The sequence below is a fragment of the Caldibacillus debilis DSM 16016 genome (assembly GCF_000383875.1).
GTDB classification, from domain to species: domain Bacteria; phylum Bacillota; class Bacilli; order Bacillales; family Caldibacillaceae; genus Caldibacillus; species Caldibacillus debilis.
Map to the genome: position 1 here is coordinate 1 of NZ_KB912899.1, position 13,333 is coordinate 13,333.

General features: G+C 50.9%; 29 protein-coding genes. 28 read left to right on the forward strand and 1 reads right to left on the reverse strand.

Annotation, left to right across the window (positions count from 1 at the left end):
• On the reverse strand, positions 1 to 205 hold a 205-nt coding region (locus tag A3EQ_RS22215; RefSeq protein ID WP_154652874.1), incomplete at its 3' end, for a helix-turn-helix domain-containing protein.
• 279 nt (positions 206 to 484) lie between these two features.
• On the opposite strand from A3EQ_RS22215, the gene rpsJ reads away from it, so the two are divergent.
• The 28 genes from rpsJ to rpsK all read left to right on the forward strand — a co-directional run bounded on the left by rpsJ (position 485) and on the right by rpsK (position 13,172).
• Positions 485 to 793 carry a 30S ribosomal protein S10 gene (gene rpsJ, locus A3EQ_RS0112500; protein ID WP_020155511.1) on the forward strand — a complete coding sequence of 103 codons (309 nt, stop codon included), beginning with the start codon at positions 485 to 487 and terminating at the stop codon, positions 791 to 793.
• A gap of 35 nt (positions 794 to 828) precedes the next feature.
• Positions 829 to 1,458: a 50S ribosomal protein L3 gene (rplC, locus tag A3EQ_RS0112505; protein WP_020155512.1), complete on the forward strand. Its 630-nt coding sequence runs from the start codon at positions 829 to 831 to the stop codon at positions 1,456 to 1,458.
• A 24-nt stretch (positions 1,459 to 1,482) separates the two neighbouring features.
• Entirely contained in the window at positions 1,483 to 2,106 is a 624-nt protein-coding gene (gene rplD, locus A3EQ_RS0112510) for a 50S ribosomal protein L4 (RefSeq protein ID WP_020155513.1), read from the forward strand.
• Complete coding sequence (gene rplW / locus A3EQ_RS0112515) at positions 2,103 to 2,390, forward strand: 50S ribosomal protein L23 (protein ID WP_026499943.1); 288 nt, start codon at positions 2,103 to 2,105, stop codon at positions 2,388 to 2,390. Before rplD ends, rplW begins: the two co-directional genes overlap by 4 nt.
• 29 nt (positions 2,391 to 2,419) lie before the next feature.
• Positions 2,420 to 3,250, forward strand: coding sequence for a 50S ribosomal protein L2 (rplB, locus tag A3EQ_RS0112520; protein ID WP_020155515.1), 831 nt, complete (start codon positions 2,420 to 2,422; stop codon positions 3,248 to 3,250).
• A gap of 57 nt (positions 3,251 to 3,307) precedes the next feature.
• Positions 3,308 to 3,586, forward strand: coding sequence for a 30S ribosomal protein S19 (rpsS, locus tag A3EQ_RS0112525; RefSeq protein ID WP_020155516.1), 279 nt, complete (start codon positions 3,308 to 3,310; stop codon positions 3,584 to 3,586).
• Between the two features lie 18 nt (positions 3,587 to 3,604).
• Entirely contained in the window at positions 3,605 to 3,946 is a 342-nt protein-coding gene (gene rplV, locus A3EQ_RS0112530; RefSeq protein ID WP_020155517.1) for a 50S ribosomal protein L22, read from the forward strand.
• Between the two features lie 3 nt (positions 3,947 to 3,949).
• Positions 3,950 to 4,606 (forward strand): 30S ribosomal protein S3, encoded by a 657-nt coding sequence (gene rpsC / locus A3EQ_RS0112535; protein WP_020155518.1) that lies wholly within the window; start codon positions 3,950 to 3,952, stop codon positions 4,604 to 4,606.
• 2 nt (positions 4,607 to 4,608) lie between these two features.
• A complete protein-coding gene (gene rplP, locus A3EQ_RS0112540; RefSeq protein WP_020155519.1) occupies positions 4,609 to 5,043 on the forward strand; it encodes a 50S ribosomal protein L16 in 435 nt (144 codons plus the stop codon).
• Positions 5,033 to 5,233, forward strand: coding sequence for a 50S ribosomal protein L29 (gene rpmC / locus A3EQ_RS0112545; RefSeq protein ID WP_020155520.1), 201 nt, complete (start codon positions 5,033 to 5,035; stop codon positions 5,231 to 5,233). The genes rplP and rpmC overlap by 11 nt, the downstream gene beginning before the upstream one ends.
• A gap of 20 nt (positions 5,234 to 5,253) precedes the next feature.
• Entirely contained in the window at positions 5,254 to 5,517 is a 264-nt protein-coding gene (gene rpsQ, locus A3EQ_RS0112550) for a 30S ribosomal protein S17 (RefSeq protein ID WP_020155521.1), read from the forward strand.
• A 26-nt stretch (positions 5,518 to 5,543) separates the two neighbouring features.
• Entirely contained in the window at positions 5,544 to 5,912 is a 369-nt protein-coding gene (gene rplN / locus A3EQ_RS0112555; protein ID WP_020155522.1) for a 50S ribosomal protein L14, read from the forward strand.
• Positions 5,913 to 5,944: 32 nt separating this feature from the next.
• Entirely contained in the window at positions 5,945 to 6,256 is a 312-nt protein-coding gene (rplX, locus tag A3EQ_RS0112560; protein WP_020155523.1) for a 50S ribosomal protein L24, read from the forward strand.
• Positions 6,257 to 6,283: 27 nt separating this feature from the next.
• A complete protein-coding gene (gene rplE, locus A3EQ_RS0112565) occupies positions 6,284 to 6,823 on the forward strand; it encodes a 50S ribosomal protein L5 (RefSeq protein ID WP_020155524.1) in 540 nt (179 codons plus the stop codon).
• Positions 6,824 to 6,844: 21 nt separating this feature from the next.
• Positions 6,845 to 7,030: a type Z 30S ribosomal protein S14 gene (locus tag A3EQ_RS0112570; RefSeq protein WP_020155525.1), complete on the forward strand. Its 186-nt coding sequence runs from the start codon at positions 6,845 to 6,847 to the stop codon at positions 7,028 to 7,030.
• Between the two features lie 29 nt (positions 7,031 to 7,059).
• The gene (rpsH, locus tag A3EQ_RS0112575) at positions 7,060 to 7,458 is read left to right on the forward strand and encodes a 30S ribosomal protein S8 (protein WP_020155526.1); all 399 of its coding nucleotides are present in this window, start codon (positions 7,060 to 7,062) and stop codon (positions 7,456 to 7,458) included.
• A gap of 23 nt (positions 7,459 to 7,481) precedes the next feature.
• Complete coding sequence (gene rplF, locus A3EQ_RS0112580; RefSeq protein WP_020155527.1) at positions 7,482 to 8,021, forward strand: 50S ribosomal protein L6; 540 nt, start codon at positions 7,482 to 7,484, stop codon at positions 8,019 to 8,021.
• A 34-nt stretch (positions 8,022 to 8,055) separates the two neighbouring features.
• Positions 8,056 to 8,418, forward strand: coding sequence for a 50S ribosomal protein L18 (rplR, locus tag A3EQ_RS0112585; RefSeq protein WP_020155528.1), 363 nt, complete (start codon positions 8,056 to 8,058; stop codon positions 8,416 to 8,418).
• 21 nt (positions 8,419 to 8,439) lie between these two features.
• The gene (rpsE, locus tag A3EQ_RS0112590) at positions 8,440 to 8,940 is read left to right on the forward strand and encodes a 30S ribosomal protein S5 (protein ID WP_020155529.1); all 501 of its coding nucleotides are present in this window, start codon (positions 8,440 to 8,442) and stop codon (positions 8,938 to 8,940) included.
• 13 nt (positions 8,941 to 8,953) lie between these two features.
• Positions 8,954 to 9,136 (forward strand): 50S ribosomal protein L30, encoded by a 183-nt coding sequence (gene rpmD, locus A3EQ_RS0112595; RefSeq protein ID WP_020155530.1) that lies wholly within the window; start codon positions 8,954 to 8,956, stop codon positions 9,134 to 9,136.
• A 32-nt stretch (positions 9,137 to 9,168) separates the two neighbouring features.
• Positions 9,169 to 9,609 carry a 50S ribosomal protein L15 gene (gene rplO, locus A3EQ_RS0112600; RefSeq protein ID WP_020155531.1) on the forward strand — a complete coding sequence of 147 codons (441 nt, stop codon included), beginning with the start codon at positions 9,169 to 9,171 and terminating at the stop codon, positions 9,607 to 9,609.
• Positions 9,609 to 10,904 carry a preprotein translocase subunit SecY gene (gene secY, locus A3EQ_RS0112605; protein WP_020155532.1) on the forward strand — a complete coding sequence of 432 codons (1,296 nt, stop codon included), beginning with the start codon at positions 9,609 to 9,611 and terminating at the stop codon, positions 10,902 to 10,904. The genes rplO and secY overlap by 1 nt, the downstream gene beginning before the upstream one ends.
• Before the next feature lie 64 nt (positions 10,905 to 10,968).
• The gene (locus A3EQ_RS0112610; RefSeq protein WP_020155533.1) at positions 10,969 to 11,613 is read left to right on the forward strand and encodes an adenylate kinase; all 645 of its coding nucleotides are present in this window, start codon (positions 10,969 to 10,971) and stop codon (positions 11,611 to 11,613) included.
• Between the two features lie 90 nt (positions 11,614 to 11,703).
• Complete coding sequence (locus tag A3EQ_RS0112615; RefSeq protein ID WP_020155534.1) at positions 11,704 to 12,036, forward strand: KOW domain-containing RNA-binding protein; 333 nt, start codon at positions 11,704 to 11,706, stop codon at positions 12,034 to 12,036.
• Positions 12,014 to 12,232 carry a translation initiation factor IF-1 gene (gene infA / locus A3EQ_RS0112620; RefSeq protein ID WP_020155535.1) on the forward strand — a complete coding sequence of 73 codons (219 nt, stop codon included), beginning with the start codon at positions 12,014 to 12,016 and terminating at the stop codon, positions 12,230 to 12,232. The genes A3EQ_RS0112615 and infA overlap by 23 nt, the downstream gene beginning before the upstream one ends.
• 29 nt (positions 12,233 to 12,261) lie before the next feature.
• A complete protein-coding gene (gene rpmJ, locus A3EQ_RS22220) occupies positions 12,262 to 12,375 on the forward strand; it encodes a 50S ribosomal protein L36 (RefSeq protein WP_017381497.1) in 114 nt (37 codons plus the stop codon).
• A gap of 22 nt (positions 12,376 to 12,397) precedes the next feature.
• Complete coding sequence (rpsM, locus tag A3EQ_RS0112625; RefSeq protein WP_020155536.1) at positions 12,398 to 12,763, forward strand: 30S ribosomal protein S13; 366 nt, start codon at positions 12,398 to 12,400, stop codon at positions 12,761 to 12,763.
• 22 nt (positions 12,764 to 12,785) lie between these two features.
• Entirely contained in the window at positions 12,786 to 13,172 is a 387-nt protein-coding gene (gene rpsK, locus A3EQ_RS0112630; protein ID WP_020155537.1) for a 30S ribosomal protein S11, read from the forward strand.
• The last annotated feature ends 161 nt before the right edge of the window (positions 13,173 to 13,333 follow it).

Sequence of the window (13,333 nt, forward strand, 5' to 3'; positions counted from 1 at the left end):
TTTCACTTTGGCGGAGATTCAGGATTTTTTGCCGGATGTCTTCGGATAAGGCATGTGCAGGTTTTCGCCCCCGGTTTTTGTGAATGACTCCGTTTTCATCCTCCTCAAGGACTCGTTTTTTGAGGCGATAAACCTGACGAAGACTTAGCGATAACAATTCGGCAGCTTGTTTTCCCGTGATATACCCTTCGATCCATTGACGAATGACTTTGTAACGCTACAATTCTTTTTTGCTCAATGGAATTCGCTCCTGTCTCATACTGACATTTTCACTGAAGCGTTACAATATGACAATATCACAGACGAACAACAGGAATACAGAAAGTGGTTGCACCAGGAATCGCATTTTAGTATAATGAAAAATGTTGGCTAAAAATGCGATGAAGTGGAAGGTTGCTGACACACCCGGCCGCTTTGCCATGGCGAGTGTGCAGGGAATTTCCATGGAGTATGTCTAGAAATTAGGCGAAAAGGAGGGAAAATAATGGCAAAACAAAAGATTCGCATCCGTTTAAAGGCGTACGATCACAGAATTCTCGATCAATCGGCGGAAAAAATCGTTGAAACGGCAAAACGTTCCGGTGCATCCGTGAGTGGACCGATCCCGCTTCCGACGGAAAAATCCGTGTACACGATTTTGCGTGCGGTCCATAAATATAAGGATTCCCGCGAACAATTTGAGATGCGGACCCATAAGAGGCTGATCGACATCATCAACCCCACTCCGCAAACGGTCGATTCCTTAATGAGGCTGGATTTGCCGTCGGGTGTAGACATAGAAATCAAATTATAAGGGTCAAAGGGAATTTCAATTAGGAGGTGTGACGAATGACCAAAGGAATCTTAGGAAGAAAGATCGGAATGACGCAAGTGTTCGCCGAGAACGGGGACGTTATTCCTGTCACCGTAATCGAAGCGACGCCGAATGTCGTTTTGCAAAAGAAAACCTTGGAAAATGACGGTTACGAAGCCATTCAACTCGGCTTTGAAGATAAACCCGAACGGCTGGCAAACAAGCCCGAAAAAGGCCATGCCGCGAAGGCGAACACTGCTCCTAAGCGCTTCATCAGCGAAATTCGCGGAGTCAATTTGGACGAATACGAAGTTGGTCAGGAAATCAAAGTCGATATTTTTGCACCGGGGAATAAAGTGGATGTGACGGGGATCTCCAAAGGGAAAGGGTTCCAAGGCGCGATCAAACGCCACGGCCAATCCCGCGGTCCGATGTCCCACGGTTCCCGCTATCATCGTCGTCCCGGCTCGATGGGTTCCATCGCGCCCAACCGGGTATTCAAATCGAAGGAATTGCCGGGCCGCATGGGCGGGCAGCAAGTCACGATCCAAAACCTGGAGATCGTCAAAGTGGATCCCGAACGCAACCTGCTTTTAATTAAAGGAAACGTTCCGGGCCCGAGAAAAGCGGTAGTGAAAATCAAAAGCGCAGTCAAAGCGAGATAGCTTCCAGGAAAGGAGGAGTAAAGGATGCCGAAAGTAACCTTATATAATCAAAACGGGTCGGAAGTAGGGGAAATTGAACTGAACGATGCCGTTTTTGGCATAGAACCGAATCAACATGTGTTGTTTGAAGCGATTGTCATGCAGCGCGCTTCCATGCGCCAGGGAACGCATAAAACGAAAAACCGCGCCGAAGTGAGCGGCGGCGGCCGCAAACCTTGGCGTCAAAAGGGAACGGGACGCGCCCGTCAAGGATCCATCCGTGCTCCGCAATGGCGCGGCGGCGGTATCGTCTTCGGACCGGTTCCGAGGGACTACAGCTACAAACTGCCGAAAAAAGTGCGCCGGTTAGCCTTGAAATCCGCCTTATCCTCCAAGGTGCTGGATAAACAGCTGCTGGTGCTCGACCAATTGTCCTTGGAAAAACCGAAAACGAAGGATTTCATCAATGTCCTTAAAAATCTTTCGGTGGAGAAAAAGGCGTTGGTGGTTACCGGAGAAATGGACGAAAATGTTTATCTTTCCGCGCGGAACATTCCCGGCGTGAAAGTGGTGGATGCCTCCGGCATCAATGTGCTGGACCTCGTCGGTCATGACCACCTGATCATGACGAAGGACGCGGTCGAAAAAGTGGAGGAGGTGCTGGCATAATGGATGCTCGTGATATCATCAAGCGCCCCGTAATCACTGAAAAATCGATGAGCGCCTTGGAAAATAAAAAATATACCTTTGAAGTGGACGTAAGAGCCAACAAAACCCAGGTGAAACAAGCCGTCGAAGAAATCTTCGGCGTCAAAGTGGCCGCTGTCAACATCATGAACTACAAAGGAAAACGGAAAAGAATGGGCCGCTATACCGGGTATACGAACAGACGGAAAAAAGCGATCGTTACGTTAACCCCTGACAGCAAAGAGATCGAAATCTTCCAAGCATAGAACGAAAATAGAAACGGAGGGAAAAAGAAATGGCGATCAAAACTTATAAACCCACCTCCAATGGTCGTCGCGGCATGACGGTCTCCGATTTTTCCGAGATCACCACGGACAAACCGGAAAAATCCTTGCTGAGACCGTTGACGAAAAAAGCGGGCCGCAACAACCAGGGGAAGTTAACCGTTCGTCACAGGGGCGGCGGTCACAAGCGCCAATACCGGCTGATTGATTTTAAACGCGATAAAGATGGCATTCCAGGACGCGTTGCCACGATCGAATACGATCCGAACCGTTCCGCCAATATTGCCCTTATCCATTATGCCGACGGAGAAAAAAGATACATCATCGCGCCGAAGGGATTGACCGTGGGCATGGAAGTCATGTCCGGACCCGATGCCGACATCAAAGTCGGAAACGCCCTTCCTTTGGCGAATATCCCGGTGGGTACTTACATCCATAACATCGAATTGAAACCCGGCAAAGGGGGACAATTGGTCCGTGCCGCCGGAACCAGCGCCCAAGTTTTAGGGAAGGAAGGGAAATATGCGATCGTCCGTCTGGCGTCCGGCGAAGTCCGCATGATTTTGAACACCTGCCGCGCGACGGTCGGCCAAGTCGGCAACGAGCAACATGAGCTGATCACGATCGGAAAAGCGGGAAGATCCCGTTGGCTGGGCATCCGTCCGACGGTGCGCGGATCGGTCATGAACCCGAGCGATCACCCGCACGGCGGTGGGGAAGGTAAAGCGCCGATCGGAAGAAAATCGCCGATGACCCCGTGGGGCAAACCCGCATTAGGCTATAAAACGAGGAAGAAAAACCATCCCACGGATAAATATATTATCCGTCGCCGGAATAAATAACGAATCGCCACGCTTTAGGAAACGAACGAAAGCGCAATTCGGAAGGGAGGTTCAAAAATGGGTCGCAGCTTGAAAAAAGGTCCATTTGCGGATGAACATCTGTTAAAAAAGATTGAGAAATTGAATAAGGAAAACAAGAAGCAAGTCATTAAAACATGGTCGCGCCGTTCCACCATTTTCCCGTCCTTTGTCGGACATACGATCGCTGTTTATGACGGGCGCAAACATGTTCCCGTATACATTACGGAAGACATGGTCGGCCACAAATTGGGAGAATTTGCGCCGACACGCACGTTCAGAGGTCACGCCGGCGATGATAAGAAAACAAAACGGTAATGAGAGGAGGGCAATCCCATGGAAGCTAGAGCTGTCGCCAGAACAGTGCGCATAGCGCCTCGTAAAGCGCGTTTGGTCGTCGATCTCATCCGCGGCAAAAAAGTCCAGGAGGCGTTTGCGATTTTGCGCCATACGCCCAAGGCGGCTTCCGTGATCGTGGAAAAAGTGGTGAAATCCGCCGTGGCGAATGCGGAACACAACTATGAAATGGATGTCAACAAGCTGGTCATCACGAAGGCTTATGTGGACGAAGGGCCGACGTTGAAAAGATACCGTCCGCGGGCACGGGGAAGCGCGAGCCCGATCCGGAAAAGAACAAGCCATATTACGATCGTCGTATCGGAAAAAAAGGAGGGATAATGAGTGGGTCAAAAAGTTAACCCGATAGGCCTGAGAATTGGCATCATCCGCGACTGGCAATCCAGATGGTACGCGGAAAAGGACTACGCCACCTTGCTGCATGAAGATATTAAGATTCGCGATTACTTGTATAAACGGCTGAGCGATGCGGCCGTATCCAATATCGAGATCGAAAGGGCCGCCAACCGGGTAAACATCACCATTCACACCGCAAAACCGGGGATGGTCATCGGCAAAGGCGGCCAGGAAGTGGAAGCGCTCCGGAAAGAATTAAACGAAATGACCGGGAAAAAGGTTCATATCAACATTATGGAGATTAAGAAAGCGGATTTGGATGCGAAACTCGTGGCGGAAAACATCGCCCGCCAACTGGAAAACCGCGTTTCCTTCCGCCGCGCCCAAAAGCAAGCCATCCAACGGGCGATGCGCGCCGGAGCGAAAGGGATTAAGACGATGGTATCCGGCCGATTGGGCGGAGCGGATATTGCCCGGTCCGAACATTACAGCGAAGGAACTGTGCCGCTCCATACGCTGCGCGCCGATATCGATTACGCCGTGGCGGAAGCCCAAACCACCTACGGAAAATTGGGCGTAAAAGTGTGGATTTACCGCGGCGAAGTCCTTCCGGAAAAGAAAAAGAACGGGGAAGGAGGCAAATAATCATGTTAATGCCGAAACGCGTAAAGTATCGCCGTGAGCAAAGGGGAAGAATGAAGGGCCGCGCCAAAGGGGATACGGAAGTCAAATTCGGCGAATACGGCCTGCAGGCGCTGGAACCCGCCTGGATCACCAACCGGCAGATCGAAGCCGCCCGTATTGCCATGACCCGTTTCATGAAACGGGGCGGTAAAGTCTGGATTAAAATCTTCCCGCATAAACCGTATACGGCCAAACCGCTGGAAGTGCGGATGGGTTCCGGGAAAGGCGCTCCGGAAGGCTGGGTTGCCGTCGTAAAACCCGGGAAAGTCATGTTTGAAGTGGCGGGGGTGCCCGAAGAAGTCGCCCGTGAAGCTCTGCGCCTTGCTTCCCATAAACTTCCGATTAAATGCAAATTCGTAAAACGCGAAGATATTGGTGGTGAGAACAATGAAGGCTAAAGAAATCCGCGATTTAACCACTGCCGAAATCGAACAAAAAATCAAAGAATTGAAGGAAGAATTGTTCAATCTGCGCTTTCAGCTTGCTACCGGGCAATTGGAAAACACCGCAAGAATCCGTGAGGTCCGCAAAACGATTGCGCGAATGAAGACCATCATCCGCGAAAGAGAGATCGGGATTAACCACTGATAATGGGAGGAGGTTTCGTGATGAGCGAACGGAACAAACGGAAAGTGTACACGGGCCGCGTCGTTTCGGACAAGATGGACAAAACGATCACCGTCTTGGTCGAAACCTACAAAATGCACCCCCTGTACGGCAAACGGGTGAGATATTCCAAGAAATTCAAAGCCCATGACGAAAAGAACGAAGCGAAAATCGGCGACATTGTCCGCATTATGGAAACACGTCCGCTGTCGAGGACAAAACGTTTCCGGTTACTCGAGATCGTTGAAAAAGCCGTCAAGATTTAACGGTATCCGAAGGGAGGTACTCGAAGATGATCCAACAGGAATCAAGATTAAAAGTCGCAGATAATACCGGCGCCCGTGAAGTCCTGACCATCAAAGTCCTGGGCGGTTCCGGAAGAAAATATGCCAATATCGGCGATGTCATTGTTTGCACCGTCAAGCAAGCAACACCTGGCGGCGTTGTCAAAAAAGGGGACGTCGTCAAAGCCGTGGTCGTCCGCACGAAACGGGGCGTTCGCCGTAGCGACGGGTCCTACATCCGTTTTGACGAAAACGCCTGCGTTCTCATCCGTGAAGACAAAAGCCCCCGCGGCACCCGTATTTTCGGACCGGTGGCCCGGGAACTTCGCGACAAAAACTTTATGAAGATCGTTTCTTTGGCTCCGGAAGTTTTATAATCGAGCTCAAGGCTTGAAGGAGGTGCAAACCGATGCATGTGAAAAAAGGCGACAAAGTGAAAGTCATCAGCGGTAAAGACAAAGGGAAAACGGGAGTCGTTCTCGCCGCCTTTCCGAAAAAGAACCGGGTCCTCGTGGAAGGCGTGAATCTCATAAAGAAACATGCCAAACCGTCTCAGGAGAATCCCCAAGGGGGAATTATCACCAAGGAAGCTCCAATTCATGTATCGAATGTCATGCCGATCGACCCGAAAACGGGCGAACCGACGAGGGTCGGCTATAAGATCGTTGACGGCAAAAAAGTCCGCATCGCGAAAAAATCCGGTGAGGTATTGGATAAATAACGGTAGCAAGGAAAGGAGGTACATGGAATGGGTCGCTTGAAAGAGAAATACTTGAAGGAAGTCGTTCCTGCTTTAATGAAAAAATTCAATTATAAATCCGTGATGCAAGTACCGAAGGTTGAAAAAATCGTGATCAACATGGGTGTCGGAGACGCCGTTCAAAATCCGAAGGCGCTGGACAGCGCGGTCGAAGAATTGATGTACATCAGCGGTCAAAAGCCGGTCATTACCCGCGCGAAAAAATCCATCGCCGGATTCCGTCTCCGCCAAGGGATGCCCATCGGAGCGAAAGTGACGCTGCGCGGTGACCGCATGTACGACTTTTTGGACAAATTGGTGACCGTGTCTTTGCCGCGGGTCCGGGATTTCCGCGGAGTTTCCAAGAAGTCCTTTGACGGCAGGGGAAATTATACGCTGGGTATCAGAGAGCAGCTCATTTTCCCTGAAATCGACTACGAAAAGGTAAACAAGGTTCGGGGAATGGATATCGTCATCGTCACGACGGCGAAAACCGATGAAGAATCCCGTGAACTTTTGGAAGCATTAGGCATGCCCTTCCAAAAATAATCAGGAAAAGGAGGCGAAAACGTGGCTAAAAAATCCCTGATCGCGAAACAAAAACGCCCGCAAAAGTTTAAAGTTCGCGAATATACCCGTTGTGAACGTTGCGGACGCCCCCATGCCGTTTACCGGAAATTTAAATTGTGCAGGATTTGTTTCCGCGAACTTGCCCATAAAGGTCAAATCCCCGGCATTCGAAAAGCCAGCTGGTAAAACCCGATGAAGGGAAGGAGGTAAATTTTATGGTAATGACAGATCCGATTGCAGATTTGCTCACCCGCATCCGTAATGCGAACATGGTTCGTCACGAGAGCCTGGAAGTCCCGGCTTCCAAAATGAAGAGGGAAATCGTGGAAATCTTGAAGCGGGAAGGCTTCATTCGTGACTTTGAATATATCGAAGACAACAAACAAGGGATTCTTCGGATTTTCCTCAAATACGGCCCGAACAACGAGCGCGTCATCACCGGATTAAAACGAATCAGCAAACCCGGTCTGCGCGTCTATGCGAAGGCCAACGAAATACCGAAGGTGCTGAACGGCCTCGGGATCGCCATCGTATCCACGTCCCAAGGGATCTTGACAGACAAGGAAGCCCGCGCGAAAAATGTCGGCGGGGAAATCATTGCCTACGTTTGGTAACAGGCAGGAATGGAGGTGTAACGATGTCTCGAATTGGCAGAAAACCGATTGCAATTCCGTCAGGAGTTACCGTTACGGTCAGCGGCAGCCATGTGACCGTCAAAGGACCGAAAGGGGAACTTTCCCGTGACTTTCATCCGGATATGACGATAAAAGTTGAAAATAACGAAGTGGTCGTCAGCAGGCCTTCCGATTCCAAATTGCACCGCACCCTGCACGGAACGACGCGGGCGATCATCGCCAACATGGTGAAGGGCGTGTCCGAAGGGTTCGAAAAATCTTTGGAATTGGTCGGTGTCGGTTACCGGGCCCAAAAACAAGGAAACAAGCTTGTTTTGAACGTCGGCTTCTCCCATCCGGTGGAAATCGTTCCGGAAAAGGGATTGGAAATCGAAGTGCCGTCCAATACGAAGATCGTAGTCAAAGGGATCGACAAGGAAAAGGTCGGTCAGCTTGCGGCGAATATCCGCGACGTGCGTCCTCCCGAACCTTATAAAGGAAAAGGCATCCGTTACGAAGGAGAATACGTGCGCCGCAAGGAAGGAAAAACCGGTAAGAAGTAATGCCGCATAAAGCGTTAAGAAAGGAGTGACTGAAATGATTACGAAACCGGACAGAAATGCTCTCCGCAAAAAAAGGCATGCCCGTATACGCGCCAAAATATCCGGAACTCCTGAACGTCCGCGATTGAACGTATTCCGTTCGAACCAACATATCTACGCCCAATTGATCGACGATACGAAGGGCGTCACGCTGGCCAGCGCATCCACGCTGGAAAAGGATCTCGACCTGGAATCGACGAAAAACATCGAAGCTGCGAAAAAGGTCGGGGAATTAATTGCCAAGCGGGCGCTCGAAAAAGGATACAAAAAGGTCGTTTTTGACCGGGGAGGCTATTTGTACCACGGTCGCGTCAAAGCCCTTGCCGAGGCGGCGAGAGAAGCCGGCTTGGAATTTTAATCGCAAAAGGAGGGAAAACATATGCATCGCATTGACCCGAATAAATTGGAACTGGAAGAGCGAGTAGTTTCCGTAAACCGCGTGGCGAAGGTTGTCAAAGGCGGACGCCGTTTCCGTTTTTCCGCCCTTGTCGTTGTCGGTGACAAGAACGGTCATGTCGGCTTCGGAACCGGCAAAGCGGCGGAAGTGCCCGACGCCATCCGGAAAGCGATCGAAAACGCGAAGAAAAACCTGGTTGAAGTTCCCCGCTCCGGAACGACCATTCCTCATGAAGTCATCGGTCATTTCAGCGCGGGAAAAATTTTGTTGAAGCCTGCCCGTCCGGGTACCGGAGTTATCGCCGGAGGACCGGTCCGTGCCGTGTTGGAATTGGCGGGCATCAGCGACATCCTGTCGAAATCCTTGGGATCCAACACGCCGATTAACATGGTGCGCGCGACGATGGACGGCATCAAACAATTGAAACGGGTCGAAGACGTGGCGAGACTGCGCAATAAAACAGTGGAAGAGCTGTTAGGATAAGGGGGGAATGGAAATGGCCAACAAATTACAAATAACCCTTACTCGCAGTTTAATCGGCCGTCCGAAAGATCAACGGGATACCGTAAAAGCCCTCGGCTTAAGAAAATTGCATCAGACCGTCGAAAAACCTGATCATCCTTCCATTCGCGGCATGATCAAGAAGGTATCCCACCTTGTAACGGTGAAAGAATTATAAGGTACGCGATAATGACTTAAGGAGGTGCCAACATGAAACTTCACGAGTTGAAACCGGCTGAAGGTTCGAGAAAAGAACGGAAACGTGTCGGCCGCGGCATCGGAAGCGGAACCGGAAAAACATCGGGAAGGGGTCAAAAGGGACAGAACGCCCGTTCCGGCGGCGGAGTCCGTCCGGGATTTGAAGGCGGTCAAACGCCCTTGTTCCGCCGTTTGCCGAAGCGGGGATTCACCAATATCCACCGAAAAGAATATGCGATCGTGAACCTGTCCACGTTAAACCGGTTTGAAGACGGCACGGAAGTCACCCCCGAACTTCTGGTGGAAACTGGCGTCGTCAAGAAAGAAAAAGCCGGAATCAAAATTTTGGCGAAAGGGTCCCTGGAAAAGAAACTGACCGTAAAGGCTCATAAATTCTCATCTGCAGCGAAGGAAGCCATCGAAGCCGCAGGCGGGAAAATTGAGGTGATTTAATGTTCCAGACAATCTCCAATTTTATGCGCGTGAAGGATATAAGGAATAAAATCCTTTTTACTTTATTGATGTTAATCGTCTTTCGTATTGGGACGTTCATCCCGGTTCCGGGGGTAAACGCGGAATACTTGAAATTCGAGCATGAATTGAACGCCTTCGGCATTTTGAATATATTCGGAGGCGGGGCGCTGCAAAACTTTTCGATTTTTGCCATGGGGGTCATGCCCTACATCACGGCCTCCATCATCATCCAGCTTTTGCAGATGGATGTTGTCCCGAAATTGACCGAATGGTCCAAGCAGGGGGAAGTCGGCCGGAAGAAATTGGCCCAATTGACCCGCTACGGCGCGGTGGTCATCGGCTTTATCCAGGCGATCGGCATGTCCATCGGATTTAACCGGACGACGGGCGGAATGCTGATCCAAGATACTTCCTTCGGCAACTACCTGCTCATTGCCTTGGTGTTGACAGCCGGCACCGCCTTTCTTCTTTGGCTCGGGGAACAGATTACGGCAAAGGGCGTCGGGAACGGCATTTCCATCATCATTTTTGCCGGGATCGTCGCGGGGTTCCCTTCGATGATCAACCAGATTTACGCCCAGCAATTTGAAAATGCCGGCGATCAGCTGTTCTTGCGGATCGTCATCATGGTCTTGCTTGTTCTCCTCATCTTGGCGATCATTGTCGGCGTCATTTTTGTGCAGCAGGCAAACCGGAAAATCCCGATCCAATACGCGAAACGGATCGCCGGAAGGAGCACGGTGGGCGCCCATTCCACCCACATTCCGCTGAAGGTCAACTCGGCGGGGGTCATCCCGATCATTTTCGCCGTGTCGTTCATCGTCACGCCGCCGACGATCGCTTCCTTCTTCGGCAGCAATCCCGTTACCGATTGGATCGTCAAATATTTTAACTATACGAACCCTTACGGAATGGTTCTGTACGTATTGCTGATCATCGCCTTCACTTATTTCTATGCCTTCGTGCAGGTCAATCCGGAGCAGCTGGCGGATAACTTGAAAAAGCAGGGCGGTTATATTCCGGGCATACGGCCGGGGAGAAACACCCAGGAATATTTCACCCAACGGCTGATTAACCTGACTTTTGTCGGATCCATCTTTTTGGCGGTCATCGCCGTATTGCCGGTCTTCTTCACGAAAATCGCCAGCCTGCCGGCATCCGTCCGGATCGGCGGCACGAGCTTGTTGATTGTTGTCGGCGTCGCCCTGGAAACGATGAAACAGTTGGAAACCCAGCTGGTCAAACGCCATTATAAAGGCTTCATCAAACGGTGATGGCGGTTCAGGAGCCTGGAAAGCGAGGCGTCCAAAATCTCCACAGACTTTAGGGGGAATAGCGATGAACATAATCTTGATGGGTCTCCCCGGCGCAGGAAAAGGAACCCAGGCGGAAAAAATCGTGGAGAAATTCCGTATCCCTCACATTTCTACCGGAGACATGTTCCGCCGGGCGATCAGTGAAAAAACGGAGCTCGGCATGAAGGCGAAAACCTTCATGGACAAAGGCGAATTGGTTCCGGACGAAGTGACGGTCGGGATCGTCCGCGACCGGCTGAAGGAACCGGACTGCCGGGAAGGTTTTTTGCTGGATGGTTTTCCGAGGAATCTCGTTCAAGCGGAAAGCCTGGAGGAAATTTTGAACGAATGGAATAAGAAAATCGAATACTGCCTGCATATCGAAGTCGACGTCAACCTGCTGACGGAACGGTTGGCCGGACGCAGGGTTTGCAAATCTTGCGGGGCGACCTATCATATTCAATTCCATCCTCCGAAACAGGAGAATGTTTGCGACAGGTGCGGCGGGGAATTGTATCAACGGCCCGACGATTCCGCGGAGACGGTGAAAAACCGGCTGGAAGTGAACCGGAAACAGATGGCGCCGCTGCTGCAATTTTACGCCGAGCGGGGCTGCCTTTTCACGATCGACGGCGACCAGCCCATCGACCGGGTGTTTGCCGACATTGCCGCCGTGCTGGAAAAATAACGGCTGAACGCCGCTTCATCCGCAGAATTTTTCCGCGGAGAAGCCGGTCGCCCGTTTCGCCGGGAATCCTTGTTTTGAGGGTGAATCGCCGTGCGGAAAGCGGATCCCGTTGATCTGATCGGACGGGTCGTCAAGATCCGTCAAGGAAAAGACCAAGGCCAATACGCTATCGTCATCAAACGGTTGGATTCCCGAACCGTTCTCGTTGCCGACGGTGAAAAGCGGACCTTTTCCCGTCCGAAAAAGAAAAATTTGTTGCATCTGCAGCTGTGTTCCTATGTTTCCCCGGAAGTTCGAAACAGCCTTAACGAAACCGGTCAAGTGACAAACGGAAAGCTGCGCCATGCGCTGGTCCAGTTTCGTTTGAAACACTTGACGGAAGAGGAGGGAGACAATAACGATGGCGAAAGACGATGTCATTGAAGTGGAAGGTACGGTTAAAGAAACTTTACCAAACGCCATGTTTAAAGTAGAATTAGAAAATGGGCATACGGTCCTTGCCCACGTATCAGGCAAGATCCGCATGCATTTTATCCGCATTTTGCCGGGGGATAAAGTGACGGTGGAACTGTCCCCCTATGATTTGACCCGTGGAAGAATCACGTACCGGTATAAATAATTCACTCCGTCCGATAGGGAGGTTAAACGATGAAGGTCAGACCGTCTGTAAAACCCATGTGCGAAAAGTGCAAAGTCATTCGCAGACGAGGAAAAGTGATGGTTATTTGCGAAAATCCGAAACATAAACAAAAACAAGGTTAATTTCAAAGGAGGTGCAAAAGCGATGGCACGTATCGCAGGTGTTGACATTCCTCGGGACAAACGGGTAGTCATTTCGTTGACATATATTTACGGCATCGGCAAACCGACGGCGCAAAAGATTTTGAAAGAGGCCGGCGTATCCGAAGATACACGGGTAAGGGATCTGACGGAAGAAGAATTGAACAGGATCCGTGATCTTGTCGAAAAATTGAAAGTCGAAGGGGATCTCCGCCGGGAAGTTTCGTTAAACATCAAACGACTGATCGAAATCGGCTGCTATCGCGGATTACGCCACCGCAGAGGGCTCCCCGTTCGCGGACAAAACACGAAGAACAACGCCCGGACCCGGAAAGGCCCGCGGAAGACGGTTGCGAACAAGAAAAAATAACAGGTAAAGGAGGTCATTGAAGATGGCACGTAAAACAACGCGCAGACGCCGTGTCAAAAAGAACGTCGAAACCGGAATTGCCCATATCCGCTCCACCTTTAACAATACGATCGTAACGATTACCGACCCCCACGGAAATACGATCGCCTGGGCCAGTGCAGGCACGTTGGGATTCAAAGGTTCCCGCAAGTCCACCCCCTATGCCGCGCAAATGGCTGCGGAAGCCGCCGCGAAAGCATCGATGGAGCACGGCATGAAAACGCTGGAAGTCAATGTGAAAGGACCGGGCGCGGGCCGCGAAGCCGCGATTCGCGCATTGCAAGCCGCAGGGCTTGAAGTGACCGCCATTAAAGACGTAACACCGGTTCCCCACAACGGCTGCCGTCCGCCAAAACGTCGACGCGTATAAGGTACGGTTTGGATTTTTGACCGATGTCTATAATGGAAATGACCGGATGTTTTGAAAAATTCGGAAGATCTTGCGGACGACGGTAAACAAGAATGGAGGGAATTTCGGTTAGAAGAAGGGTTGGGTTTGCGTCTAGCCGGGGTTTCGACGTTTTGAAGGAG